Consider the following 23,854-nt stretch of genomic DNA (forward strand, 5'->3'; position numbering starts at 1 on the left):
CTTTATACGGCTACTGAGGTGTTGTTAAGTAAAAAGTCGAGGTTAGGTGGCTTCAATGCTGAGCAATTTCGGAAGCGTTTCATAACTGAATGCCAGGCCCTCGGCTATCAAATAGATACCTGATCCTTCAGGAGCCAAGTGAAAAACTGGGCAGTCAGTGAGTGTTTGATGTCTCCAATCAGCCAGAAGCGGACTCTTTCTTGCCCCAAGAACCATGAAAAAAATCATTCTAAACTGCGTCTCCGTAGAAACAGATGACGACTTCTGGAGCCTTTATTGCGAAGCTGTTCAGCCTGAAGGTTCAAATATCTTTGGGCGGAATTTACACGCGTTATGGGATGCGGTGTCTGCTGGCGGCCCAGGTTGGCCTGGAGAGTGTCAAATTGAATTAATGAATGTCGATGAGTTCGCAAGGCGAAATCCTCAGCTATATTCGGGGTTGCAACGTATCGCTAACGACTTACCGGAAAGTTCTCGTGTACAGATCGTTCTCACTAAATCATTGATGTGATTTGGCCCGCAGCATCTTATTGTTCGCAATCGGCCAGACGCGGACACTGAAAAACGTCAAGCTATGTCTTTTCAATCACAACAGAATATTTCTACGATGAACCCATTCAGTCTGCTGATCCCGTTTGGACTCATTGGCCCAGCGCTTGCGGTTGGTGTCTTCGCGTATTTGTGGCGCGCCTCTCTTCCACATTTTTGGTCGTTCATTGGTATTGGAGGAGTAGCGTCATACATCCTGATGGCGACGTGCCTTACGTGGGTATTTTCTGATGTTGGCATCAGCGGCAACCTATCTGGCACATCAGGGCCGGCACTTGATCCACTCGCTATACGCTATCTCTCGTTCATGCTGGCATGGCTAATCGGTAGTACCGTCATCCTGTTTCTCACACGGCATCTTTTAGCAAAGATATAAACCGAAAATGTATGGCTGCTATAGGCGGCGGTTGCGAACGTCCGCAACCGGCCAGAAGTGGCCATCATCCATATAAACTAGAAGGAAAAAGTGTCCGAAGAAATCAAGGGAATGGTGCAAGAGCTGATTTTTATGATTGATGTGCTCAGGAAAGTACCTGATGCATCCAACATGGCCGGCCATTTTCAAGAACTTCTTTCTATCGAACTTCAAGGGAAAAAGCCTGTTCGAAAGGGTTATTTGAAAGCCCTGCAAAAGGAATTACTCGTGATTGCCCGCGAGACGATGGAGAAAAAAAGCTGGATGTCTTTCAAGACCATCCTTGCCTTAGACGAGTTGTTTGGTGAGGCTTATCTCCAGAAGATACGAGCGGTCGGAGTAGTTCGAAGTGAAGATGAGTATCGAAAAATTCTCATCGAGTTAGACATTCTTATGCAAGCCATCGGCGAGGAGGATCGTCAACCTGAGCTGGAAAGTCTAGTTATTGACGTCAATGCGATCTTGGCAAGGGCGCCGTTTTTTGCCAATAGGTAGGCGGCTAACGACTGAAAACGGCCAGAAGCGGGCGTAAGTCGGATAGCTACTCTGTTATCAGTCACCAAACATGGCCAAATACACTAAACAATTCAAAATTCATATGTTAATTGGAGGAACAATTCTTGCCGTCCTTACGGTATTGCAACTGATGAATCTGTATTTGATCAATAATGAATCTGTTAGCCTGGCCGTATTTCGAGCGCAGCAAGCGCTCCTGATTATTGGTCTTATTAACCAAGTTTGGGGGCTGTTATATGTTCGAGGGCGTCTGCGTCGGAGATGAGACATGAAATTTCGTGGCGTCGGGTTCTCAACTTCATCGACGGCTCGGAGAAACTGGTTGCCAAGTTCGCTAGTCCCCTTCCGACCATGAGCGGACTTGATTTCATGATCAAAAAATAATAATGACTCTGCTTATTTTCATATTCCCAGTAGTCGTTCCTGCGCTGATTGGAATTTGCTATTTCCTTCAAAGTAGAGACTTAGCAAAGACGCCGCGCATCGCTGTTTCCATTGCAGGACCGTTAATTTCTTTCCTGTACTTAGCTTCATTGGCGATAGGTCTCCGAGGCTACGGAAACGCAAAATTCACACAGGTGTTCTCTGCTTCCTTGATTGTTCCGTGCATATTCATCCTTTACACGTTAATAAAGTACAAAGGCCCAAAGAAGATTCACACTCTACAGGTATTCAACGTTCTGGCGCTGATTGATACGTACTTTGTAGGAACAATGGCAATTGCAGATAATTGGTTATGACTGCAATCGACCAAAAGTAGACCAACCAAAACATATCTTAAAATGGTGTAAGCCATGAATAGCAGAAGGTCTCTTTTCCTTTCTATCGAAGCGCTAGTCCTCGGTGGTCCACCATCCCTCCTGTTTTTTATGGACTTCCTTATATCTTGGGAGAGTCTCTTTATGCACTGATGGAAGGCAGCCCGACAGGAATTGTTGGAGCTGTAGCTAGGGCATGGGCGTTATTTCAGTTTTGGAAGTTGGCATTTTGTACGACTTCTCAACACATTTATCAGTTCGGCCCAGGCTTCGGTCTTGTTGTCGTCGGTTCGTTTATTGGGATTACGGTATTGCACGAAGGCATGCCATATTGGTTTTCAGCGATACTCCTCGGACTTCCCTTGATCGGGGCTATCCATTTCAGCTATGAATAGATCTTAAGGTTCGGTTAGCTCGTTAAGCCAATCGTGACCGCAATCGGCTAGAAGCGGACAAACTTCAGAAAGATCGCTTCATCAATAAACGAGGACACGGGATTGTTAAAAACAACTTTTCTTCTTGTGTTGGTTTCCATCATCGGTGGATTTATTAGCGCGGTATTGTCCTCAACGTTGATTCATCGTCTGGGACTTCCACTTGAAAAATGGCTTCCTGGATCATCGCTCTTGTTTTTGCCGGCATATTTTCTTTCTGCCGGGTTAATTGCACTCACTCTTTTCAAGCTCAGGAGCCGGATATCGATAAAGTTGGCACTTGTACCTGCGCTCGCAGCCGAAATTGCTGGCCCCTATTGTGGATTGATCTTGGCTATCCCGTTTGTATGTTTTATCGCTTCTGACTGTTTCTAATAAGAGATAAAGCTGTCTTTTTTCGACCAGGAGCGGACGCTCATAGTTAGCATCTCAACTCTAAATCTTATGTTATTGAACATTGAATACCGCCTTACTGGAATCGGCTGGGCAAGCTGCAAACTAGTTAGCGAAAATAGCTCCTGCCTCATTAGTGCGTCCTATCTTTCTGATGCTCTCTATAAATTAATCTCGAGCGCTATCTCTGTTTGTACCGGTGTTAACCGTATTTCATTTGGATTTGATGAAGAACCGGGAGAGTTTCGCTGGATAATTAAACAATCAAGAATCAACGAAATAGAAATCGAAATTCGGTCATTTGAAGAGCTATGGGGCGGTAAACCAGATGAAGACGGGGAGGTGTTGTTTCAGACGCAATGCCGTCCGATTACTTTCGCAAAACTGGTGTATGCAACTGCGCAATTGATTCTGGAAGATATTGGCGAATCTGGATATCTTGAGAAGTGGCATGAACATCCATTTCCATCAACGGAATTTCGAGAATTGAAACGCTTGATCAATAAGCTGCCTGACTAGTGATTCTCCTTCTCGATGACCGCCCATAACCGACCGGAAGCAGTCGAATGTTTACACATCAGATCAAATAAAGAGGCTTATGTCCTGTTTTTTTTATTCGTCTTTTTTATTGCGCTGCCATCCGTTCTCACAATAGGCTTCTCCTGCATCGCTTGGAGCAGTCTCAATCGACCATGGCTATTTGTCGTTCTCTCGACTATTTTCCTCAATATCTTGTACGCCCTGGTGTTGGACCTTATACCTGCGTCGTCTGGATATTTTTTAGAGTACAGGAGTCCAGCTGGCACTCCCGAAGATGAGCCATTGTTCGGCCCATTTTTTGTATTCATGATTCAATTTTCAGTAGCCGAAATTTTGCTATTGCTAGTTGCTTGGCGCATCTTCCGCAAAGCTACTTAGAAATGTCCACAATCGGCCAATCAAAGACCAAACCACCGCACTTCCAACTACTTCTGAAGAACCTGCAAGCCTCGGAAACAAGAAAACCTACCAAAAGTAATTTACTATTGGTAGATTTCGATTCCCAAGGCAGACCAGCCATGCACGCACTCATCGTTGTATCCCATCCTCTCCAGGACTCACTCACCCACACCATTGCCCAGCGCCTTGCCCAAGGAATCGTTGACTCGGGTACCCTGGATTCCGTCGAGATTGCCGATCTCGCCGCGGAAGGGTTCGACCCACGTTTCACTCAAACCGACATTGAACTCCATCTCGGGAAGTCCGCTGCGGCCGGCGATGTCGCCGCCGAGCATGCCCGGCTTGACCGCGCAGATGCGCTGGTGCTGGTTTATCCCGTCTATTGGTGGTCATTCCCGGCACTGCTTAAAGGTTGGATCGATCGCGTATTCACGCGCGGATGGGCCTATGATGAAAATGCCGATGGCAAGCTGGAGAAAAAGCTTTCCCGTCTGGCTGTGCACCAGATCGCCATCGGCGGCGCCGATCAGCGAACCTATGCCAGGCATGGCTACTTTGGCTCCATGAAGAACCAGGTCGATCACGGCATCTTCGGTTATTGTGGTGCCCGCGTCATCGGCTCCGAGCTGCTGCTTTCCTCGGAACGCGATTTCCCTGCTTCGCATCTCGATACGGCGTATGCGTATGGCAGCAGGATCTTTAAGCAATGACAACGACACGAATGCCCAAACCAACAAAGCCCAAGGCTTCACCGAAAACCATTCCACGCCAGCGCCTGGCGCGGCCGGAGCGAGGACGCCAGCTCCTGGATATTTCCTGGAAATTGATCGGCGATGAAGGCACGGATGCGCTGACGCTGGGGCGCGTTGCCGAAGTAGCCGGGGTATCCAAACCCGTCGTGTACGAACATTTCGGTACACGCAACGGATTGCTGGCTGCCCTTTACCAGGATTTCGACATCCTGCAGACCGAGCGCATCGACGCCTCGGTTGCAGCTGCACGCCCCGAGTTGAATGACAAGGCAGGCATCATTGCTTCAAGCTACGTCGCGTGCGTATTGACCCAGGGGCGGGAGATTCCTGGCGTGCTGGCCGCCTTGAGCGGCTCGCCGGAACTGGCCACACTGAAAAGGCAATATCAGAAGGCCTTCATCGGAAAGTGCCACGATGCACTCGCTGCGTTTGCCGGCACAAGGGGAATTCCGGCGGCGGCCATGTGGGCGATGCTTGGCGCCGCCGAATCGTTGTCCAACGCAGCCCTTGCCGGCGACATTACGCAAGAACAGGCTACCGCTGAATTGCAGCAGACTATTCTGGGGATGGTCGCCAGGAGCCAATGATGCGTGATCCGATGCGGATTTCGCTGGCACGCGCCAATCTCTTCCCGCATCACTTCAAAATAATTTCTCCAATTACCCTTATCCGGATTTTCAAAAACATTTTTTTGATAATAAATCCAGGTATTTTTCATTATCCAAGCTGCTTCGCCGATGGGATACTGCAGCGCGCAGTCAGGGAAAACCTTCCCTCGAATCATCCTCATTACGCAAGGTGAAACCGTCATGAAAACCGTCCTGGCGCTGCGCCATACGCCCTTCGAAGACCTGGGGATCTTCGAACCGCAGTTCAGGAAAATGGGATTCGCCGTCCGCTATCTTGACGTCGGCATCCAGCCGCTGTGCGCCGAGTCCCCGCTGGATGCCGATATCGCGGTCGTGCTGGGCGGCCCGGTGTCGGCGCGGGATATCGCGCGCTACCCTTATCTGGGCGAAGAGATCGCCTGGCTGCGCGCAAGGCTCATCGATGACATGCCGACACTGGGCATCGCGCTGGGCGCCCACCTGATCGCCATTGCCCTGGGCGCGAGCATCCAGCCCGGCGCCAGGGATATCGGCTGGGTACCGCTGGCCGCTGGCGCCGATGCCCGCGCCGGCTACCTGAGGCCCTTGCTGGAGCAAGACATCCGCGTCATGCAATGGCATGAAGACAGTTTCGGCCTGCCGCCCAATGCGCGCCATCTGGCCGCCTCCGCCCACAACGCCAACCAGGCCTTTGCCTGGGGCCGCAATTGCCTCGCCCTGCAATTCCATCCGGAACCGGATGTCGCCAAGATAGAACGCTGGCTGATCTCCGGCGGCTCGGAGATTGCGCGCATGCCGGGGTTCGACATTGCGGGCTTTCGCAACGACAGCGAGCGCTATGGGCCGTCCCTGCGCAAGGCGGCGCAAGAATTCCTGTTCCGATGGGTCAGGCAGCTCGACAGTCATCCGTTTGAAAACATGATGGCCGCTGCCTCCGGCATCGATCGCCTGGCCAGCGTGCCATAGCGCCTTGAGCGGCGCTCATGGAGCTTGCAGACTGCTGATAGAATCTCCATTCCTTCCCTGCCCCAAAGACAAGCCAAGTGGACGCCCTATTCTTTATCCCTGTCGCCATCACGCTGGCGCTGATTCCCGGCCCGAACAACTTTTGCGCGTTGAACAACGGTATCCGGCACGGTATCGGGGCGGCCTTGCTGGCAACATTCGGCCGTGTGGCCGCATTCGCCATTTTCCTGACGATTTCCGCCGTAGGCTTGGGCGCCATGCTACTGGCCTCGGAAACGGCGTTTACGGCGGTGAAGTGGGTTGGCGCCGTCTACCTGTTCTATCTCGGCTGGCGCGCCTGGCGCAGCCGTGAATTCCAGGGGCTAGAACTGGCCGACGGTACGGCCGCATCGACTTCTACGGGGAAATCCGGCCAGGCGCAAAAAGGCGTGCGGGCCCTGGCCATGCAGGAATTCCTGCTCGGCATCACCAATCCGAAAGCCATCATGCTGTTCGCGGCGATCTTCCCGCAATTCATCAACCAGTCGCGGCCGGCAGCACATCAGTTTCTGGTGCTCGGATCGATCTATCTCTGTTCCGAATTCGTTTCCAGCACCGTCTACTCCGCTTGCGGCAAACAGATCCGCCATTTCATCCGCACCTCGCGCGGCGTTGCGCGCCTGAACAAGGCAACGGGCGGTTTCTTCATCGGCGCCGGCGCATTGCTGCTGGCGGCGCGCCAATAAGGACCGGCTTCACTCGCCTGCGACACGCACCACCAGCTTGCCGAAATTGCGGCCCTGCTGCAAACCGATGAAAGCGGCGGGAGCGTTTTCCAGGCCGTCGACGATATCTTCGCGCAGCTTCACCTTGCCGGCGGCATGCCATGCGAGCATGTCCCGGCGGAAGGCATCGAAGCGCGTGGCGTAGTGGTCGAGGATGATGAAACCCTGCATGCGGATGCGCTTGGCCAGCAGGGTCGCCATCCATCCCGGCAAGCGGTCCGGGCCAGTTGCTGTTTTTTCGTTGTAGTGCGCGATGAAACCGCAGACCGGCACGCGCGCGTTAAGGTTGAGCAACGGGTGCACGGCATCGAATACCGCACCACCGATACTTTCAACATACACATCGATGCCGTCCGCGCAAACGGCTGCAAGCCGCTGCGCAAACTGTGGATCGCGATGGTCCAGGCAGGCATCGAAACCGAGCTCTTCCACGGCGTAGCGGCATTTGTCCGGGCCCCCGGCAATGCCGACGACGCGCGCGCCCTTGAGTTTCGCAATCTGGCCCGCCACCGCCCCGACGGCGCCGGTGGCGGCGCCGATCACTACCGTTTCACCCGGCTTGGGTTCACCGATATCCAGCAAGCCGACATAAGCTGTGAACCCCGGCATGCCAAGCCCACCCAGCGCCAATGAAGGCTGCTCAAGATCGCCGGCCGGCATCAGGTCGCTGCCGTCGGAGATTCCGTAGTCCTGCCACCCGGCGTTAGCGACCACCAGCTCGCCGGCCTTGAAACGCGGATGGCGCGATTCGACGATCCGGCTGACCGTGCCGCCAACCATGGTCGCACCCAAGGGCATGGGGTCGGCATATCCCGGCCCGACTTCTTCCATCAGGTTGCGCATGTAGGGATCGAGCGAGAGCCATTCCGTGCGCAGCAGTACTTGTCCTTCTTGCGGCGCCGGAACCGGACCTTGCTCCAGGCGAAAATCAGCGGGAGCCGGCACGCCGCGCGGACGGGCGGCCAGGACGATGCGGCGGTTGATGGAGAGATTGGATGGCATGGTATTGGCTAAGTCATCAGCTAAAAGGAACGTTGCGGCCAACGCTGCTACGGCAGCCGCAACGCCGGTTTCATGCGCCTTCGATGCGCGCCGGGCGCGGGCCGTAGCGCAAGGTCAGCAAGGTGCCGAGCATGATCGCGACAGCGGCGAAGATCGGGCCGCCCAGCGCGCCGACCTGGTCGACCAGGATGCCGCCGCCGACCGCGCCGCTGGCGATGGCGATCTGGAAAGCCGCGACCAGCAGCCCGCCGGCGCCTTCAGCCTGGTCCGGCGCGGCACGCACGATCCAGGTCTGGAAACCGACCGGGAAGGCGCCGAAGGCAAAGCCCCACAGCGCAATCGACACCGCCGCCACCGTGGACGATGCACCGGCCACCCATAACGCAATGGCAAGCACGGTAATCAGTGCGCCGCCGAACACGATGGCATGGCGCTCGCTGCGTTCGGCGATGAAGGCGCCCGCGAAGTTGCCGAAGAAACCGCCGATGCCGTAACCCAGCAGCACCGCCGAAATGGTGGCCACCGACAGATGCGTGATGTGTTCCATCAGCGGACGGATATAGGTAAATCCGGCAAAGTGGCCCGAGATCACCAGCAGCACGGCCAGCAAGGCCACCCGCACATGGGAACGGCCCAGCAGCTCGAACAGCACCTTCAGGTTCGGGTTGTCCTTGGGCGGCAGCTTGGGGATGGCAAAGATCTGCACGGCCAGGGTAGCCACACTCACGACGCCGGCGGCGACGAAGGCGCTGCGCCAGCCCCACAGGTTGCCCATATAGGCGCCGATGGGAGCGGCGCAAACGGTCGCCACGGACACGCCGGTGAGAATGAAGGACATGGCGCGGGCGAACACATTTTCCGGCACCAGGCGCATCGCCAGTGCGGCCGCCATCGACCAGAATCCGCCCAGCGCCACGCCCAGCATTACGCGGGAGACCAGCAGCACCGGCAGGCTATTGGCCGTCGCGGCAAGTACGTTGGACAGCACCAGCAGCATGCTCAAGACCAGCACCACCCGCTTGCGGTCAAAGTTGCGCGTAAGCACCGGGATCGTCGGCGCGGCAATGGCGCCCACGATCGCAGTGGCGGTCACGGCCTGGCCGGCGGCGCCATCGGAAACCCCGAGGTCAGTGGACATGGCGGTCAACAGGCTGGCCGGCAGGAATTCGGCCGTCACCAGACCGAACACGCCCAGCGCCAGGCTGGCAATGCCGAGCCAGTTGGCGCGGCCGGCCTCGCTGGCGTCGGCCTCGGGCAAATCGGCCGGCGTGGCCAGAGTGGCTGGATTGCCCGCGTATTGCGAGTCGGGGCATTCGATGCAAATGGATTCAGACATGGCGGATCTCAACTTAGTGTAGAGATCGCAGTTTATGGTGAAGACCCTGGACTTTCCATGCCATTAACGTCTATTCTCATGACTATTCGTCCAAGACCAACAAACCTGAGCAAGAGGCGCCCAAATGGCCGACAAAGACATCCCCGATACCCTGACCGAAATCCTCCTGGGCCTGCGCCTGGACGGCGTAGAGTATGGCCGCTGCGTGACCCGCGAGCCATGGGCGGTGGCGTTTCCGTCCAAGCCTGAAGCAACTTTCCATTTTATCGCGCAAGGCAATTGCTGGATGCGCACGCAAACGACGGACTGGATGCCCCTGAATGCCGGCGACGCCTTGCTGTTGCCACGCAGCACCTTCCATGTGATGGCGAGCTCGCCGGAAGTGCCGTCCGTGGATATCGATACGCTGGCGCGCAAGGTGCTGTCGGAGAATCTCTACCTGGTCAATGGCGTGAGCCATTCCGGCTCCTGCACGACTGCAAGCGAGGCCGCGGAGGCCGCAGCCGCAGCCGCTGACGCGGAACCATCGCACATATTGTTCACGGGCGCGATGCGCTTCAACCTCGACCCCTTGCATCCGCTGCTGGCGATGATGCCCGATGTCATGCGCGCCCGCGACCTGCCGCAAAGCGACCCGGCGGTGCTCTCCATGCTGGAGGCGATGGAACGAGAAGTGACGCTCAATCGCATCGGCGCCTGCGGCATCCTGGCGCGCCTGGCCGATGTGCTGGCGGCGAGCATCATCCGCGCCTGGGTCGAATGCGCCTGCAGCGACGCTACCGGCTGGATCGCCGCCGTGCGCTGCCCACAGATCGGACGCGTGCTGGCGGCAGTGCATCGCCAGCCGGAACGCGAATGGTCGGTGGCGGAACTGGCCGATGTGATGGGCGCGTCGCGTTCCAGCTTCATCGAGAAATTCTCCAACACCGTCGGCGAAACGCCCGCCAAGTACGTGGCCCGCGTGAAGATGTTCCAGGCGCGGCACTGGATCGCGCGCGAAGGCATGCGCGTGGCGGTGGTGGCCAACCGGCTCGGCTACGATTCGGAAGCCTCGTTCAGCCGCGCCTTCAAGCGCATCATCGGCCATCCGCCCAGTGAAGCGCGCGTTGGATAAGCACGCTAGAATCCCGCCATCCAACCCGATTCATCTCACAGATACAAAGGATTTTTCCATGACAAACAAGGTTGCCTTGATCACCGCCGGCGGCAGCGGCATGGGCGCCGCCGCCGCGAAGAAACTGGCGGCGGACGGATACAGGATCGCCATTCTCTCCTCCTCCGGAAAAGGCGAGGCGCTTGCCAAGGAACTGGGCGGTATCGGCGTAACCGGATCGAACCAGTCGACCGACGATCTCAACACGCTGGTCGACCGCGCGATTGCGCAATGGGGCCGCATCGATGTGCTGGTCAACAGCGCCGGACACGGCCCGCGCGCGCCGATCCTGGAGATCACCGACGAAGACTGGCACCGCGGCATGGAAACCTATCTCCTGAACGTGATCCGCCCGGCCCGGCTGGTGACGCCGTTCATGCAACAGCAAAAAGGCGGCGCCATCATCAACATTTCCACTGCCTGGGCCTTCGAACCCAGCGACATGTTCCCGACCTCGGCGGTGTTCCGCTCGGGCCTGGCGGCTTTCACGAAAATCTTCGCCGACACCTACGCCAAGGACAATATCCGGATCAACAACGTCCTGCCGGGATGGATCGACAGCCTGCCTGCTCGGGAAGAACGCCGCGCCAGCGTCCCCATGCAGCGGTATGGAAAAAGTGAAGAGATCGCAGCGACCGTCGCCTTCCTCGCTTCCGAAGGAGCCGCCTACATCACGGGACAGAACATCCGCGTCGATGGGGGCCTGACCAGGTCAGTCTGAGTTGTTGCGGCAAACGCCGAACAGGTTCTTATTGTTCGCGTTCGACGTGGTTGCGGCCGCCGCGCTTGGCGCGGTACAAGGCCTCGTCGGCGCGCGCGTAAGCATCTTCGAAATTGCCTTGCGCCGCACTCCAGGAAACGCCGAAGCTCGATGTCACCGGCCGCGACGGCAGGCAAGCAAACCGCTCGCCGGCAATCGCGGCGCGGATCGTTTCCGCCAATGCCACCGCCTCGTCCAGCGGCACGCCGGCCAGCAGGATGGAAAACTCCTCGCCGCCGACCCGGCCGATCAGCCCCTCTCCACCGAGCGCCTTGCGCAGCCGGTTCACCAGTTCACGGATCACCGCATCGCCGGTAGGATGGCCGAATTCGTCGTTGATGCGCTTGAAGAAATCGATATCGAGCACGACCAGCGACATCGACGATTGTTCGAGGATCCGGCGGGCGCTGTCGAATACCGCGCCGCGGTTCAGGGCGCCGGTGAGGTTGTCGTGCCTGGCCTTGTAATCCAGTTCGTCGCTGAGTTGCTTGAGCTTTGAATTGAGCTGGTTGAGTTCGCGCTCGGTACGGTCGCTGCGCGAGATGAGGCGGCGGCTCTGGCGCATCAGCTGGCCATAGTTCTGCACCAGCTCTTCCAGCGCGCCACGATAATGCGCAAGCTCACCCGTGCCGCTCGCCAGCACCCGCCTGGCGCTCTCCAGCGCTTCCGCTTCCGCCTCGAAAAGGTCGACGTCGGTCATCATCGGCTCTGCACAGCATGGTCGTTGAAGACAAGTGCGGCGAAGTCCTCTTTCAGCTCCTGTCCGAATTCGAAAATCGTGTCGTCGTCTTCGTCGTGGTACCAGTTCAGCACGACTTCCGCACCGGCTTCGGCCTTCTCGTTCAAGGCATCGAACAGCGAGAACAGCATCTTGGTGCTGGAACTGTTGAAGTAAGCCAGGGCCACGTTCACGGTGATGGCAGCGTGCACGTCGTCGTCGGCCAGGAAGCGACGCAACGTGGCGATGATCTCGCCCCAGAACTGCGCCGCGTTTTCGGGATAGGACTCGCCCTTCAGAGAGAGCGTGCGTTCCTCGAAGCGGAAATCCACTTCCGGGGAACTCGGGCTGGCCGCTATAAATAAGTTATCCATACATTCATTTCAAAGATGCAAGCCGGTCTTGCCGGCAAAGCCTCGTCAGATGGTGGCCCTCAGGTAGAACATCGAGGTGCCGTCCACAGCGGCAGGCGAAAATTCAAAATCGAGCGGCGCACTGGCATCGCGCGCCATGGTCAGGAAGCCCAGTCCGGCGCCCTTGCTGTCGGGCGGCGTTTCCGAACGCAGCATTTCCTTGTATTCGGACTTGATCTCGTCAATGGTGAGCGAGCGCAGGTGCTCCAGCTTCTGGCGCAGCTTTTCCGCCATCTCGCCGTTGACCGGATTGGCGCAATGCAGGTAATAGCGGCCTTCAGTCTGCGAGATGAAGACCGAACCATGGCGCATCGAAGGTTCGGTCGCCTGGCCTTCCTTCTCATGCAGGTCGGACGAGTAATGCAGGATGTTCTGCGCCATCTCGATGAAGGAAGAAAACAGCTTGCGGCGAGTCTGCGCGACGGCGCCGGTATGCTCGGCGCGCAGCTTGACCGCATCGGCCATGGCCGCGATGATCGTTTGCGAAAAATAACCGACGTAGTAGAAGATCACGTCGCGCCGCTCGACGTAGCTGTAGAAATCAGCCCATTCCCGTTCAATGCTGCTCATGTCCGTTGCTCTTGATGCTCATGGTTGTTGGTAGAGATCCCGCCCGGCCGGCACCCGAAAAAGGTGACGTCATCGCGCCGGCGCTGCGTGCCCTGGTAGCTGCGATGGGTCGCCATGACCTGCCTGCCGAGTTCCGGCATCGGCAAATGCCGGTGTTCCTGCAGCAGGTTGCGCAAACGCTGTTTGCCGAAGGCGATATTCTTGGCGCCGCCGATCTGGTCGATCACGCCGTCGGTGGAAACGAAGACGACTGCGCCCGGCTCCACCGTGACGCTGCGGTTTTCCCACTGCATGCCGTCGGGCGTATCCACGTAGCCCAGGCCGGTGCGTTTGCCGTCGACGGTCTGCACGGTCTCGCCGTCGCCGGACAACACGAACAGCGACATCTTGGCATTGGCGCAAACCAGTTGGCGCGAGCCCGTCTCGAACCAGAAGAAACACGCGTCCATGCCATCGTCGGACTCCGATTGCTTTTCCGAATCGGCTTGCTGGCCCAGCACCCGCTTCATGCTGCGGTTGACCTCGTTCATCACCAGCGCCGGGTCGCGCGGGCCATGCAATTCCAGCGCCTGCTTCAGGGACGAGGACGCGATCAGGGTAAGGAAGGCGCCGGGCACGCCGTGGCCGGTGCAATCGGCAACGGCGGCAAACCAGCCGTCGGCATGGTGTTCGAAATGGTAGAAGTCGCCACCGACCACGTCGCGCGGCTCCCAGACCAGGCAGGCATCGTCGAGCGCCTGCGACATGGCCGAACGCGACGTGCTGAGCATGGCGCGCTGGATGACGCTGGCGTAGTCGATGCTTTGCATCACCTGGCGGTTCTTTTCTTCCTGCAGCGCCACCAGCATGCGCATCAGTTCCAGGCCCGATCCCAGTCCGGACAGCTTGCCGCCGTCCACGATCAGGAAACCGTCTGCCAGCGTCTTGTCGCCGGAAGCAACTGCCAGCGCGCCCAGCGTCTCAATCGGCGTATCGGCATCGACGATCAGGGGATTCTTGTCCATGAACGCGATGCAGCTCTTGCGTTCGTAAAGCTCGCGGTGGTAAGGCTTGGACATCTGCGACATGAAGATATGCCGGCTGATCAGGCCGATGGGCCGCCCTTGTTCGACCACGGGCAAGCTGACCAGCTCCTTGTGCTGGCCGAATATCTCCAGCACCTCGGCGTTGTTCTCATCGAATGAGACCACCGGGACATTTACCGCCAACGCCCCTGCAGTAGGCTGGTAAAGGCTGCTCCCCATTGCCGGGGTAAGGCTGAAATGGTTATCCACCGTGCTCTGCCCGCGTAATGTTTTTCTGATTGATCGGCGATCATATTTAATTCGTATGACAACAATATGACCGCAGACATATCGCGGGGAGCAGCGGAGCCGGTACGGAGGATCAGATCACGAAGAAACCATGCGTGCCATCGCGTCCAAGCTGCTCGACCAGGCCAAACTCCCAGTCGAGATATGCCTGCATGGCGCTGGCCGGATTGTCGGTGCCCTCATACGGCCGGCGATAGCGGTCGATGCGGGCCGACAGCAAGGCATCCTCGCCTGCGGCAAAACCGAAGCCGGCACGCTCCCAGGCTGCATTGCCGCCTTCCAGCAGGTACACCGGCTGCGCCACCAGCGCCTGCAAATCCGCCACCGCGAATTGCGCCAGCAAGGACGTGCCGCACGTCAATACATAACGCGACGCCGAAGGGAAACTGCGGGCCGCCTCTTCAATCTGCGAGCGCAGCACGAACCACGCCCCCGGGATATGGCGCGCCACATAACGCGCGCTCAGCGAGACATCCAGCAACACCGTATTCGTATCCTGATCCCGGTCCTGATCCAGCCATGCCTTGAGTTGCGCTGGCGCAATGCGTTGCTGCGGCGACACCCCGGACTCGGGCACCGGACGCGGCGCATCGCCGGCAACGGCAAAGTCCTCGCCCGCAAGGCCATCGGCGACATAAACCTCCCACGCCATCTGCGCCAGCCAGGAAGCGGTCATGTTGGCGCGCACCCCGTCGTCGTCGGCCAGCACGATGCGCGCGCCGCGCGCCGGCGCATTCATCTCGGTCTCCTGCACCAACTGGCCGCCGGGTGCGGACAGGAAACCCGGCAAGTGGCCGGCACGGTATTCCTCGGGCGTACGCACATCGAAACGGTAGACGGTGCGGCCCGTCGCCTCCAGTTCGGCAAGACGGCTCGCATCGGTGCGCCTGACGCCGGCGCGGTCGGCCACTGCGCGCGCCTCGCCTTGGGCCTGACGCTTGCGGCCGGCATCTACGGTTTCAGGAAAACGCCGCTGCTGGCCATGCTCCAGCTTCTGGCCCGCCAGCGTCCAGCCGATGGTGCCGTTGCGCAGCGCATGGACCGGATTGGCAATGCCGGCGTTGACCAGCGACTGCGTCCCGATGATACTGCGCGTGCGGCCAGCACAGTTGACGATCACGCGCGTGGCCGGGTCCGGCGCCAGCGCACGCACGCGCAGCACCAGCTCGGCGCCGGGCATGCTGACCGAGCCGGGGATGTTCATGTTCTGGTATTCGTCGAAGCGGCGTGCGTCCACCACCACCACATCTTCCTTCGCATCCAGCAGGGCCTTGACCTCCTGCGCCGACAGCGAAGGCGTATGGCGTTGCGACTCCACCAGTTCGCCAAAAGCCTTGCTAGGCACGTTCACATCCTGGAACAGCTCACCGCCGGCCTCGCGCCAGCCGCGCACGCCGCCGTCCAGCACACGTACATCCGTGTAGCCCAACGCCCGCAGGCGCTGCGCCGCACGCACGGCCAGGCCTTCGCCATCGTCGAGTGTGACGACGCGCGTATCGCGGCGCGGTATGCGGGTCCAGGCATTCAATTCCAGATGGGAGAACGGGAAATTGGCGGCGAACAGCGGATGCGACTGCGCATGCGGCGCTTCTTCCCGCACGTCCAGCAGGGCGATTTCTTCCCGGGCCAGCAGCGCGGCGCGCACTTCGGCAGTCGAGATGACGGGAATGGAAAGGGAAGCGGATGAGATGCCTGTAGTCATGGAGGGCGGCTTGCTTATTGTTCGGATGAGAGGTCCCAGATATTGGGAAGCGCGGTGTTGGAATAACCCGAGATGAACGGCTTGCGCTGCCCATCCGGCTGGTAGGTGGAACGCCGTACCGCACCGATGTTGGCGCCATACACATGGATGCTGATGGAGATTTGGTCTTCATAGGCGTTGCTGACCTGGTGCACGTCATGCAACCCGTCGCTGTTGGGCGAGACGGCTTCCACCATCCCCGGCTCCAGCCGCACCGGCTGGCCAACTTTCTGCAACCCGCTGGCTGCCGGCGAATAGGATTGCGCATGCTCGGCGCCACGCAGCATGCCGATCAGCCCCCAGACGGTATGGTCGTGGATCGGTGTGCGCTGCCCCGGCCCCCAGACGAAACTGACGATGGAAAAGCGCTGCGCCGAATCGGCGTGCAGCAGGTATTGCCGGTAACGCTGCGGATCGGGCTGGGCGAATGCATCAGGCAGCCAGTCGTCATGCGCCACCAGTTCGCGCAGCAAGCCGCTTCCGGCATCAAGGATGATGGGCTCCGGCGGCGTGCCCGACAGCAGCTCCGCAAACTGCGTCACGAAAGAACGCAGGCGCCAGAGTTGCCGGACTTCCTTCGCTTGTTCATGCACGGGTGCCGCTGTGGAAATATGGGGTGCTGCCATGTCCCGCTCCTTGAGGTAGTTGGTCTGCGCCAAATCCAACGCAGACTATAAGCAAGTTTTGCCATTCCTGCCGGGCACGCAAGCAAAACGGCACGCCGGCTGCTGGAAAGCTGCCGGCGTGCCGCTTGGGCTTGAACAGGTTCTCAGGCGATGGCGTCTTCCACGCCGGCTCGCGATTCCTGCGCCTGCGTGCGGTTGTGGCGGATCTCGGCGCGGATCTCCTGCGGATTCTTCAGCAGGTTGAGGATAGGGCAACTGGCCTCCACCGCATCGAACAGCGTCTTGACCTCCTCATCCGAGGCCGGCGAATCCAGGTGCACTACATAAGCGATGTCGTGCGGCCAGATGGGAATCTGCTCATGGCCGGGACGGCCGCCGCGCGGATCGATCTTGCCGCTCACTTCCACTTCCAGCGAATCGATCGGCACCTGCCGATGCGCCGCCTGGATCAGGAAGATATGCGTGACGCAGGACCCCAGCACTCCCAGTTGCAACTCAGGAGAACTGGGCCCCAGGTTGTAGCCGGCGAAATCCGGCGGGCTATCGCTGATGACCTGGTGGTCGCGGATGCGGATGCGCCGCACGCCGCTGCGCCCTTCGGCCGACACCCGCGCCTGCAGGGCATTGGGGCCGGCGTTGCCGGCTTCGATCAGTGCTTCGCGCGCCAGCACGGCGCTGCGCTTTTCGCTGAGATAGTGGTTCAGTGATGTCATGGCGTCCTCGTTGTCTGTGGTCTTTTTTGCTCGTGCCTGTTTGCTGCCGGTCGAGACAGTTTCCCGCCGCGCGCATCGCCCTCGCAACGAAGCAATCCGCATATGGATATGCCATGCCGGGCACATATGGTTGCTCGCTCTTGTTCGTTTGCTTGCGGCCGCGCCTGGTCCATATTTCACATCTTGCGGCCGCCACGCCTGCCGCTTTCCATGCATTTCCTTCGACCTCAGTGGAGCCATGACCAAATGAAAAAAGACCTCCCTTCGCTTGAACAAGACACTTCCCCTTCCTGGTCGCGCCGCGACATCCTGCGCGCCGGGGGAGCCGCCGCACTGGCCGGGATCGGGGGATCCCTGGCCGCCGGCAGCGCCTGGTCGGCCGGCGCGCCGCACAAGCTGACCTTCGCCTGGAGCGCGGTGGCGTTCTGCCTCTCGCCGGTCGTGGTGGCGCAGGAAAAAGGCATCTTCGAAAAGAACGGCCTGCAGGTCGAACTGCTCAACTGGGGCGGCTCGACCGACCAGTTGCTCGAAGCGCTGGCCACCGGCAAGGCCGATGTCGGCGTGGGCCTGATCCACCGCTGGCTCAAGCCGCTGGAATCGGGCTTCGATGTCAAGGTGATCGGCGCCGCACACGGCGGCTGCCTGCGCATGGTGGGTGTCAAGGACGCCGGCGTGACCGACTGGAAACAGCTGAAGGGAAAGACCATCGGTGTGTCCGACCTGAACAGCCCGGCCAAGAATTTCTTCGCCATCCACCTGGCCAAGCGCGGCGTGAATATCGACAAGGATGTGGAATGGCGCGTCTATCCGGCCGACCTGCTCGATGTGGCGGCGAAAAAGGGCGAGATCCAGGCGATTGCCGATGGCGACCCGAACGTCTACCTGATCGAGAAGCGCAACCAGGGCGTGTTCACGGAGATTGGCAACAGCGGCATCGGCGAATACAAGGACAAGATCTGCTGCATCACCGGCGCGCGCGGCGAGTTCGTCCGCAACAACAAGCCGGCCGCAGCGGCCGTGGTGCGTTCGATCATCCAGGCCTCGGAATACGTGGCGGAAAACCCGAACGAGGCGGCCAAGCTGTACGCCAAGTATTCGCCCAAGGTGCCAGTGGAAGACCTGCGCGCGCTGCTCACCGATCTCACTTACCACAACCACCCCACCGGCAACGTCCTGCGTTCGGAGGTCGAATACTTCGCGCGCGATTTCCACACGGCCGGCGTACTCAAGAAGAGCACCGACCCGGCGCGCTTCGCCAGCCACGTAACAGTGGACGTGCTGGCCTGACGCAGCCGTGCGCCCCAGCCGCAGCCATGAAAGGAATCTGAAATGACGACGACAAGCGCGATCCCGAATGCGCCTGCAATTGCGCTCTCGCCGCCGCAGCGCAAGGCGGCGCTGTGGCGCACCGGCTTGCTGGCGGCCCTCGCCTGGCTGGCGCTGGGCCTGCTGGCGCTGGCCTGGCCCAACAAGGAAGTCGGCTTCAGCGACTGGGCTTTCACCGACGAGTTCGGCTATGCGGCAACGGCGCTGGCGCTGCTGCTGGCCGCACTGTCGTTGAGCGCGGGCAGCAAGGTGGCTTCCCGCACGGTCTACCTGCTGCGTCCGGCCGGCCAATGGCTGGTAGCCGTCCCCCTGTTGCTGGGCGTATGGGAAGTGCTGACCGCCAAGCTGGGCGTGCTGCCCTCGCCTTTCTTCGCTCCGCCGCAAAGCCTGATCGAAGTCTATGCCGAAGACTGGCCGCGCCTGGGCCTTTCCACCGCGCATTCGCTGCGCCTGCTGGTGCACGGTTTCGCCAGCGGCGCGGCGGTCGGTTTCCTGGTCGGCGTGTGGATCGGCTGGTCGCGCATCGCCGGCTACTGGGTGCATCCGGTGCTGCGCTTCCTGGGCCCGGTACCGGCGTCGGCGCTGCTGCCGCTGGCGTTCTTCTTCGCACCGTCCAGCTATGCCGCCGCGGTATTCCTGATCGCGCTGGCCACGGGTTTCCCGGTGGCGGTGCTGACCTGGTCCGGCGTGGCCTCGGTCAACAAGAGCTATTACGACGTGGCCCGCACGCTGGGCGCGTCGGAGTCCTTCCTGGTATTGCGGGTGGCGATACCGGCTGCGCTGCCGCAGGTTTTCGTCGGCTTGTTCATGGGCCTGGGCGCGGCATTCTCGGTGCTGGTCACCGCCGAAATGATGGGCGTCAAGGCCGGACTGGGCTGGTATTTGCAGTGGTCGCAAGGCTGGGCCGCCTATAGCAACATGTATGCCGCGCTGATCGTGATGGCGGCGCTGTGCTCGGGGCTGATCACGCTGCTCTTCAAGGTGCGCGACCGCGCGTTGTCGTGGCAGAAAGGAACCGTGAAATGGTGACGGCAACAGAACAGAACCCGCAACAGGCAACCCCGGCGGCGGCTTCCGAAGGCGCGCGCATCGACGTGCGGCAGGTCAGCCACTGGTTCAAGCTGCAGGAAAAGAAGCAAGATGTACTGCAGGTGCTCGACGATATTTCACTGTCGGTCGAGCCCGGCGAATTCGTCGCCCTGCTCGGCCCCAGCGGCTGCGGCAAGTCGACCTTGCTGCGGCTGGTGGCAGGGCTGGAGCCGGCCACCGCCGGCAGCATCCTGCAGGACGGCAAGCCGATCGACCGCCCCGATCCTTCGCGCATCGTGGTGTTCCAGGACCCGACCCTGTACCCGTGGCGCAAGGTGTGGGACAACGTGGCGCTGGGTCTGCAGGCGCGCGGCCTGTTGAAGCAGCACCGCCAGCGCGTGGACGATGCGCTGGCGCTGGTGGGCCTGGAAGAGTTCGCCAACGCTTTCCCGCACCAGCTCTCCGGCGGCATGGCGCAGCGCGTGGCGCTGGCGCGTGCGCTGGTCAACGATCCCCAGTTGCTGGTGCTGGACGAGCCGCTGGGCAAGCTCGATTCGCTCACGCGCCTGACCATGCAAAGCGAACTGGTCTCCTTGTGGCAGCGGCAAAAATTCTCCGCCCTGCTGGTCACGCACGACATCGAAGAGGCGCTGTTCCTGGCGCAGCGGGTGATCGTGTTCGGCCCGCGCCCGGCCGGCATCCGCGCCGAAATCAAGGTCGACCTGCCCTATCCGCGCCATCGCGGCGACGCGAAGCTGGCGCAGTTGCGGCATGAAGCGATGCGCCATTTGGGGCTGGATGAAAGTTGGTGATCCCTGAAGTCGGCATCGACTGGGATGCCTGCATCGGCCTGATGCTGCAGGCGATGCAGTCGCTCCAGCAAGGGCTGCTGCACTTGCTGGCCGCGCTGGGCGCCGCGCGGGATATCGATGGCCAGCCGGCCTGGCCTTTTGCGCTGCGCCTGAGCGGCGAGGTCATGCTGATCGACCGCAGCGTGGCGCGTGCGCTGATGGGGGCATTGGGCTACAGTGCGGCCGCATTGCTGCTGGTCGCGCTTTCCTTCGCCTGGAAACGGGCGCGTATCCCGCTGTTGCTGGCCGGCGGCGCATTGCTGCTGTTCACCCCTTGGCCTGATACGGCCCTGCTCACCGCTCCTGCGGTGCCGACCAGTTTCCATACTTCCCCCACCGGATTTTCCGCCACCGCCATCGTGCGCGGCGAACAGCTCTACACACGGCAATGCATCGCCTGCCACGGCGCCGACGGCAAAGGAAACACCCCGCTGGCGCTGTCGTTGCCGGTCGCGCCGCCCAACCTGTCGAGCGGACTGCTGTGGCGGCGCAGCGACGGCGACATCTTCTGGAGCCTGCAGTACGGCAAAGGAGGCAAAGGCGGCATGCCGGCTTTCGCGACACGTATCAGCGTCGCCGACAGTTGGGCCCTGATCGACTACATGAAGGCCAATGCCGCCGGTGTCGGCATCACCGACACCGGCGCATGGCCGCGGCCGGTGGCGCTGCCTGACATTGCACTGGCTTGCCGCTCGCCAGGCGCGACACACCTGAGCCAGTGGCATGGGCAACGCATCAGGCTGGTAGTAGCCAAACCCGGAAAAGCGCCCCCGCCCGAGGACCCCCGCCTGCAAAGCGTGCTGCTCAACGGCGCGGCGGCGCCGGATACCGTCGGCGCCATCGATTGCGCCAACAGCCAACGCGATGCGCTGCACGCCATTGCCATCATCACCGGCACGCCCGAGGAAAAATTGCCCGGCACCCAGCTCCTGGCCGACCGCGATGGCTGGCTGCGCGCGCGCAACGCCAGCGGCGACTGGTCGCCGGATGACATGCTGTGCCGCTCGACAGCGGTCGGGGAAGGCGCCGGAAACACGGCAGGCGGGATGGACCAACTGATCGCGGCCATGGATGCAGACCCGGTGCGTTTCGCCAAAGGCGGCTTCTTCACGCATCGGGAGAGATGATACGAAAGGGAAATTGCTATGCCTGCAAAGCGGGCAGGTGCTGGTCGATCGCTTTCATGGCCCAGGCCATGCCGGCCGCTTTCACTTCGTCGAAATCCTCGTAGCGTCTTTCCTTGTCGCGCCAGGCCTGCCATGCGGGTTTCCACTCCGGCTTGATCTGCACGGCAAGGTGCCAGCCGTCGAGCATTTCGAAGCCGACGACGCTGATCTCGTGATCGCGATAATGGCAGGTATGGATCAGGGACTGCATGGCATGTCCAAGGGAGAGGAACCTCTTCAGTATAGTGCCGCGAAAAATAAAAGCGATGGCTATCCAGATAACATCCCATGTATTGCCCATGCAAAAAACAAAACCCGGAGCCGCGTCGCGGACTCCGGGTTTTGTTCAAGGGAATTGAACTTGCTCCAGGCGCTCAGCCTTGGCCGGCAGTCTTGTAGCCCTTGCTGCTCATTGGCACGAATGCCAACAACACGCCAAGGATCGCCAGCGCCAGCACATAGTGCGCCGGGCCCTGCGCGTCTTGCTTGATCCACAGCGAGATCAGGATAGGGGTCAACCCGCCGAACACTGCATACGCCATGTTGTAGGCAAAGGACAGGCCGGAGAAACGCACCGGCGGCGGGAAGGCGCGGGTCGAAACGATGGGGGTGAGCGCGATGCTGCCCACGAACAGGCCGACCAGGCCATAGCCCCAGACCAGCGACTCGGGAGAACCCGGCAGTTGCCCGTAGAACCACACCGTGGACAACGCCAGGCCGCCCCAGCCGATGATCATGCAAGCGCGCGTGCCGATGCGGTCGCACAGCCAGCCGATAGCCAGGCAACCGATGGTCAGCATCAGCGTGCCGGCGCAGTTGGCCTGCATCACCAGCTTGGCCGGCAGGTGGTGCACGGTTTGCAGGTACGAAGGCGTCATCAGGATCACCACCACGATGGCGCCCGACAGGCACCAGGTCATGCCGGCCGTCAGGAGGCCGGCGGCGCGGTGATCGCGCAGCACCGTCTTGAGCGGCAGTTCGCGGGACTGGGCGCGGCGCGCCGCCAGTTCCCGGAACACCGGCGTTTCTTCAAGGTAGCGGCGCAAGTAGACCGACACCAGGCCGAACACGCCGCCCAGGATGAAGGGAATGCGCCAGGCGTAACCGGTCACTTCGCCTGGTTCGAACACGCTGTTGATGAAGATGCCCATCAGCGAACCCAGCAGGATGCCGCCGGTGATGCCAGCAGTCAGCGAACCGACGCCGAAGGCATAGCGGTTGGCCGGCACGTGTTCGGCCACGAACACCCAGGCGCCCGGCATCTCGCCGCCGATCGCAGCGCCTTGCAAGGTACGCATCAACAGCAGCAGGATGGGCGCGGCCACGCCGATGCTGGCATAAGTCGGCAACAGGCCGATCACCAGCGTAGGCACGGCCATCAGGAAGATCGACAGCGTGAACATGCGCTTGCGGCCGATCACGTCGCCGTAGTGGGCGATGATGATGCCGCCTACCGGACGCGCCAGATAGCCGGCGGCGAAGATGCCGAAAGTCTGCAGCATGCGCAGCCACTCTGGCATATCGGCCGGGAAGAACAGCTTGCCGACCACCGCCGCGAAGAACACGTAAATGACGAAGTCATAAAACTCCAGCGTGCCGCCCAGGGCGGACAGGCCGAGCGTCTTGTAGTCGGAGGAAGTGAGGGGACGGTGCCGGGACTCGTTGATGGCCCCGGTATATTCAGCAGAAGTAGACATGGTTTTTCAGCACAATCGGCAATACGGAAATCACGATCCGTGCGCCTTGCATTTGCTGAATGCAAATGCCATTGGCACACCGGGCCGGATGGCCGGTTTGGTATCGTCTTTAAGCAGGTGGATCGCAAACGGCATGTCTGCGAAGGACAGATTCAGCGGAAAACGTAAAGCGGAGACCTACGATTTAGCGGCGAAACTGGGAACATGATACCCGAAAGCGGCAAAGCTTTCGCGATGCAGCATTTTTTGCCGTTTTTTCATCAAACAACAGCATTCAGCATATGACTGGACTGAAAGATGAATGGATGAAAAATCATCCGCATCGCAACAAAAAAGCAAAGCGAGC

General features: G+C 60.0%; 27 protein-coding genes. 16 read left to right on the top strand and 11 right to left on the bottom strand.

The annotated features are described in order from the left end of the window. The first annotated feature begins 214 nt into the window (after positions 1–214). The 9 genes from AKL28_RS24010 to AKL28_RS17845 all read left to right on the top strand — a co-directional run bounded on the left by AKL28_RS24010 (position 215) and on the right by AKL28_RS17845 (position 7,055). Entirely contained in the window at positions 215–511 is a 297-nt protein-coding gene (locus tag AKL28_RS24010) for a barstar family protein (RefSeq protein WP_082221560.1), read from the top strand. Between the two features lie 504 nt (positions 512–1,015). Continuing rightward, entirely contained in the window at positions 1,016–1,459 is a 444-nt protein-coding gene (locus AKL28_RS17820) for a hypothetical protein (RefSeq protein WP_156226392.1), read from the top strand. Between the two features lie 407 nt (positions 1,460–1,866). Further along, a complete protein-coding gene (locus tag AKL28_RS17825; RefSeq protein ID WP_050469501.1) occupies positions 1,867–2,220 on the top strand; it encodes a hypothetical protein in 354 nt (117 codons plus the stop codon). Between the two features lie 515 nt (positions 2,221–2,735). Next, the gene (locus AKL28_RS24565) at positions 2,736–3,047 is read left to right on the top strand and encodes a hypothetical protein (RefSeq protein ID WP_156226393.1); all 312 of its coding nucleotides are present in this window, start codon (positions 2,736–2,738) and stop codon (positions 3,045–3,047) included. Positions 3,048–3,116: 69 nt separating this feature from the next. After that, on the top strand, positions 3,117–3,584 hold the full coding sequence (locus AKL28_RS24570; protein ID WP_156226394.1) for a hypothetical protein: 468 nt from the start codon (positions 3,117–3,119) through the stop codon (positions 3,582–3,584). A 539-nt stretch (positions 3,585–4,123) separates the two neighbouring features. Beyond that, entirely contained in the window at positions 4,124–4,714 is a 591-nt protein-coding gene (locus AKL28_RS17830; protein ID WP_050469502.1) for an NAD(P)H-dependent oxidoreductase, read from the top strand. An 11-nt stretch (positions 4,715–4,725) separates the two neighbouring features. Next, positions 4,726–5,343, top strand: coding sequence for a TetR/AcrR family transcriptional regulator (locus AKL28_RS17835; protein ID WP_050469503.1), 618 nt, complete (start codon positions 4,726–4,728; stop codon positions 5,341–5,343). A gap of 222 nt (positions 5,344–5,565) precedes the next feature. Then, on the top strand, positions 5,566–6,330 hold the full coding sequence (locus AKL28_RS17840; RefSeq protein WP_050469504.1) for a glutamine amidotransferase-related protein: 765 nt from the start codon (positions 5,566–5,568) through the stop codon (positions 6,328–6,330). A gap of 77 nt (positions 6,331–6,407) precedes the next feature. Next, positions 6,408–7,055: a LysE family translocator gene (locus AKL28_RS17845; protein WP_050469505.1), complete on the top strand. Its 648-nt coding sequence runs from the start codon at positions 6,408–6,410 to the stop codon at positions 7,053–7,055. Positions 7,056–7,064: 9 nt separating this feature from the next. On the opposite strand, the gene AKL28_RS17850 is transcribed toward AKL28_RS17845, so the two are convergent. Continuing rightward, the gene (locus AKL28_RS17850; RefSeq protein WP_050469506.1) at positions 7,065–8,096 is read right to left on the bottom strand and encodes an NADP-dependent oxidoreductase; all 1,032 of its coding nucleotides are present in this window, start codon (positions 8,094–8,096) and stop codon (positions 7,065–7,067) included. 70 nt (positions 8,097–8,166) lie between these two features. Beyond that, the gene (locus AKL28_RS17855) at positions 8,167–9,432 is read right to left on the bottom strand and encodes an MFS transporter (protein WP_050469507.1); all 1,266 of its coding nucleotides are present in this window, start codon (positions 9,430–9,432) and stop codon (positions 8,167–8,169) included. 124 nt (positions 9,433–9,556) lie between these two features. On the opposite strand from AKL28_RS17855, the gene AKL28_RS17860 reads away from it, so the two are divergent. Next, positions 9,557–10,546 (top strand): AraC family transcriptional regulator, encoded by a 990-nt coding sequence (locus tag AKL28_RS17860; protein WP_050469508.1) that lies wholly within the window; start codon positions 9,557–9,559, stop codon positions 10,544–10,546. Positions 10,547–10,604: 58 nt separating this feature from the next. Then, positions 10,605–11,306, top strand: a complete 702-nt coding sequence (locus tag AKL28_RS17865) for an SDR family oxidoreductase (RefSeq protein WP_050469509.1) — start codon at positions 10,605–10,607, stop codon at positions 11,304–11,306. 28 nt (positions 11,307–11,334) lie between these two features. On the opposite strand, the gene AKL28_RS17870 is transcribed toward AKL28_RS17865, so the two are convergent. The 7 genes from AKL28_RS17870 to AKL28_RS17900 form a co-directional block, all read right to left on the bottom strand. Continuing rightward, positions 11,335–12,045 carry a GGDEF domain-containing protein gene (locus AKL28_RS17870; RefSeq protein WP_050469540.1) on the bottom strand — a complete coding sequence of 237 codons (711 nt, stop codon included), beginning with the start codon at positions 12,043–12,045 and terminating at the stop codon, positions 11,335–11,337. Next, positions 12,045–12,437, bottom strand: a complete 393-nt coding sequence (locus tag AKL28_RS17875) for a DUF1987 domain-containing protein (protein WP_050469510.1) — start codon at positions 12,435–12,437, stop codon at positions 12,045–12,047. The genes AKL28_RS17870 and AKL28_RS17875 overlap by 1 nt, the downstream gene beginning before the upstream one ends. A gap of 45 nt (positions 12,438–12,482) precedes the next feature. Then, the gene (locus AKL28_RS17880) at positions 12,483–13,046 is read right to left on the bottom strand and encodes a SiaB family protein kinase (protein WP_050469511.1); all 564 of its coding nucleotides are present in this window, start codon (positions 13,044–13,046) and stop codon (positions 12,483–12,485) included. Continuing rightward, positions 13,043–14,320, bottom strand: coding sequence for a SpoIIE family protein phosphatase (locus tag AKL28_RS17885; protein WP_050469512.1), 1,278 nt, complete (start codon positions 14,318–14,320; stop codon positions 13,043–13,045). The genes AKL28_RS17880 and AKL28_RS17885 overlap by 4 nt, the downstream gene beginning before the upstream one ends. Positions 14,321–14,432: 112 nt before the next feature. Next, the gene (locus AKL28_RS17890) at positions 14,433–16,061 is read right to left on the bottom strand and encodes a rhodanese-related sulfurtransferase (protein ID WP_050469513.1); all 1,629 of its coding nucleotides are present in this window, start codon (positions 16,059–16,061) and stop codon (positions 14,433–14,435) included. Positions 16,062–16,075: 14 nt separating this feature from the next. Continuing rightward, positions 16,076–16,726, bottom strand: a complete 651-nt coding sequence (locus tag AKL28_RS17895; RefSeq protein ID WP_061286649.1) for a cysteine dioxygenase family protein — start codon at positions 16,724–16,726, stop codon at positions 16,076–16,078. A 143-nt stretch (positions 16,727–16,869) separates the two neighbouring features. Further along, positions 16,870–17,439: an OsmC family protein gene (locus AKL28_RS17900; protein ID WP_050469514.1), complete on the bottom strand. Its 570-nt coding sequence runs from the start codon at positions 17,437–17,439 to the stop codon at positions 16,870–16,872. 246 nt (positions 17,440–17,685) lie between these two features. On the opposite strand from AKL28_RS17900, the gene AKL28_RS17905 reads away from it, so the two are divergent. Genes AKL28_RS17905 through AKL28_RS17920 form a run of 4 tightly spaced genes read left to right on the top strand, consistent with a single transcriptional unit; the run spans position 17,686 to position 21,772 of the window. Beyond that, positions 17,686–18,726, top strand: coding sequence for an ABC transporter substrate-binding protein (locus AKL28_RS17905; RefSeq protein WP_050469515.1), 1,041 nt, complete (start codon positions 17,686–17,688; stop codon positions 18,724–18,726). A gap of 42 nt (positions 18,727–18,768) precedes the next feature. Further along, positions 18,769–19,794 (top strand): ABC transporter permease, encoded by a 1,026-nt coding sequence (locus AKL28_RS17910; protein ID WP_050469516.1) that lies wholly within the window; start codon positions 18,769–18,771, stop codon positions 19,792–19,794. Then, positions 19,788–20,606 (top strand): ABC transporter ATP-binding protein, encoded by an 819-nt coding sequence (locus AKL28_RS17915; protein WP_050469517.1) that lies wholly within the window; start codon positions 19,788–19,790, stop codon positions 20,604–20,606. Before AKL28_RS17910 ends, AKL28_RS17915 begins: the two co-directional genes overlap by 7 nt. After that, positions 20,603–21,772, top strand: coding sequence for a c-type cytochrome (locus AKL28_RS17920; RefSeq protein ID WP_331456572.1), 1,170 nt, complete (start codon positions 20,603–20,605; stop codon positions 21,770–21,772). Before AKL28_RS17915 ends, AKL28_RS17920 begins: the two co-directional genes overlap by 4 nt. Positions 21,773–21,788: 16 nt before the next feature. On the opposite strand, the gene AKL28_RS17925 is transcribed toward AKL28_RS17920, so the two are convergent. Both AKL28_RS17925 and AKL28_RS17930 read right to left on the bottom strand, forming a co-directional pair. Beyond that, positions 21,789–22,022: a hypothetical protein gene (locus AKL28_RS17925; protein WP_050469518.1), complete on the bottom strand. Its 234-nt coding sequence runs from the start codon at positions 22,020–22,022 to the stop codon at positions 21,789–21,791. 163 nt (positions 22,023–22,185) lie between these two features. After that, positions 22,186–23,508: an MFS transporter gene (locus AKL28_RS17930; RefSeq protein ID WP_050469519.1), complete on the bottom strand. Its 1,323-nt coding sequence runs from the start codon at positions 23,506–23,508 to the stop codon at positions 22,186–22,188. On the opposite strand from AKL28_RS17930, the gene AKL28_RS24575 reads away from it, so the two are divergent. Next, the gene (locus AKL28_RS24575; RefSeq protein WP_156226395.1) at positions 23,507–23,716 is read left to right on the top strand and encodes a hypothetical protein; all 210 of its coding nucleotides are present in this window, start codon (positions 23,507–23,509) and stop codon (positions 23,714–23,716) included. The genes AKL28_RS17930 and AKL28_RS24575 overlap by 2 nt on opposite strands. Positions 23,717–23,854 lie beyond the last annotated feature (138 nt).

Origin of the sequence: Herbaspirillum chlorophenolicum (genome assembly GCF_001189955.1) — a bacterium.
Classification (GTDB): Bacteria; Pseudomonadota; Gammaproteobacteria; order Burkholderiales; family Burkholderiaceae_D; genus Herbaspirillum; species Herbaspirillum chlorophenolicum.

Bases quoted from the DNA above. Each gene is read 5' to 3' on its own strand.
- AKL28_RS17825 (WP_050469501.1), top strand. From the start codon at position 1,867: ATGACTCTGCTTATTTTCATATTCCCAGTAGTCGTTCCTGCGCTGATT.
- AKL28_RS17905 (WP_050469515.1), top strand. From the start codon at position 17,686: ATGAAAAAAGACCTCCCTTCGCTTGAACAAGACACTTCCCCTTCCTGG.
- AKL28_RS17890 (WP_050469513.1), bottom strand. From the start codon at position 16,061: ATGACTACAGGCATCTCATCCGCTTCCCTTTCCATTCCCGTCATCTCG.
- AKL28_RS17850 (WP_050469506.1), bottom strand. From the start codon at position 8,096: ATGCCATCCAATCTCTCCATCAACCGCCGCATCGTCCTGGCCGCCCGT.
- AKL28_RS17910 (WP_050469516.1), top strand. From the start codon at position 18,769: ATGACGACGACAAGCGCGATCCCGAATGCGCCTGCAATTGCGCTCTCG.
- AKL28_RS17930 (WP_050469519.1), bottom strand. From the start codon at position 23,508: ATGTCTACTTCTGCTGAATATACCGGGGCCATCAACGAGTCCCGGCAC.
- AKL28_RS24575 (WP_156226395.1), top strand. From the start codon at position 23,507: ATGGTTTTTCAGCACAATCGGCAATACGGAAATCACGATCCGTGCGCC.
- AKL28_RS17870 (WP_050469540.1), bottom strand. From the start codon at position 12,045: ATGACCGACGTCGACCTTTTCGAGGCGGAAGCGGAAGCGCTGGAGAGC.
- AKL28_RS17860 (WP_050469508.1), top strand. From the start codon at position 9,557: ATGGCCGACAAAGACATCCCCGATACCCTGACCGAAATCCTCCTGGGC.
- AKL28_RS17855 (WP_050469507.1), bottom strand. From the start codon at position 9,432: ATGTCTGAATCCATTTGCATCGAATGCCCCGACTCGCAATACGCGGGC.
- AKL28_RS17895 (WP_061286649.1), bottom strand. From the start codon at position 16,726: ATGGCAGCACCCCATATTTCCACAGCGGCACCCGTGCATGAACAAGCG.
- AKL28_RS17900 (WP_050469514.1), bottom strand. From the start codon at position 17,439: ATGACATCACTGAACCACTATCTCAGCGAAAAGCGCAGCGCCGTGCTG.
- AKL28_RS24570 (WP_156226394.1), top strand. From the start codon at position 3,117: ATGTTATTGAACATTGAATACCGCCTTACTGGAATCGGCTGGGCAAGC.
- AKL28_RS17835 (WP_050469503.1), top strand. From the start codon at position 4,726: ATGCCCAAACCAACAAAGCCCAAGGCTTCACCGAAAACCATTCCACGC.
- AKL28_RS17925 (WP_050469518.1), bottom strand. From the start codon at position 22,022: ATGCAGTCCCTGATCCATACCTGCCATTATCGCGATCACGAGATCAGC.
- AKL28_RS17880 (WP_050469511.1), bottom strand. From the start codon at position 13,046: ATGAGCAGCATTGAACGGGAATGGGCTGATTTCTACAGCTACGTCGAG.
- AKL28_RS17865 (WP_050469509.1), top strand. From the start codon at position 10,605: ATGACAAACAAGGTTGCCTTGATCACCGCCGGCGGCAGCGGCATGGGC.
- AKL28_RS17840 (WP_050469504.1), top strand. From the start codon at position 5,566: ATGAAAACCGTCCTGGCGCTGCGCCATACGCCCTTCGAAGACCTGGGG.
- AKL28_RS17830 (WP_050469502.1), top strand. From the start codon at position 4,124: ATGCACGCACTCATCGTTGTATCCCATCCTCTCCAGGACTCACTCACC.
- AKL28_RS24010 (WP_082221560.1), top strand. From the start codon at position 215: ATGAAAAAAATCATTCTAAACTGCGTCTCCGTAGAAACAGATGACGAC.
- AKL28_RS17915 (WP_050469517.1), top strand. From the start codon at position 19,788: ATGGTGACGGCAACAGAACAGAACCCGCAACAGGCAACCCCGGCGGCG.
- AKL28_RS17875 (WP_050469510.1), bottom strand. From the start codon at position 12,437: ATGGATAACTTATTTATAGCGGCCAGCCCGAGTTCCCCGGAAGTGGAT.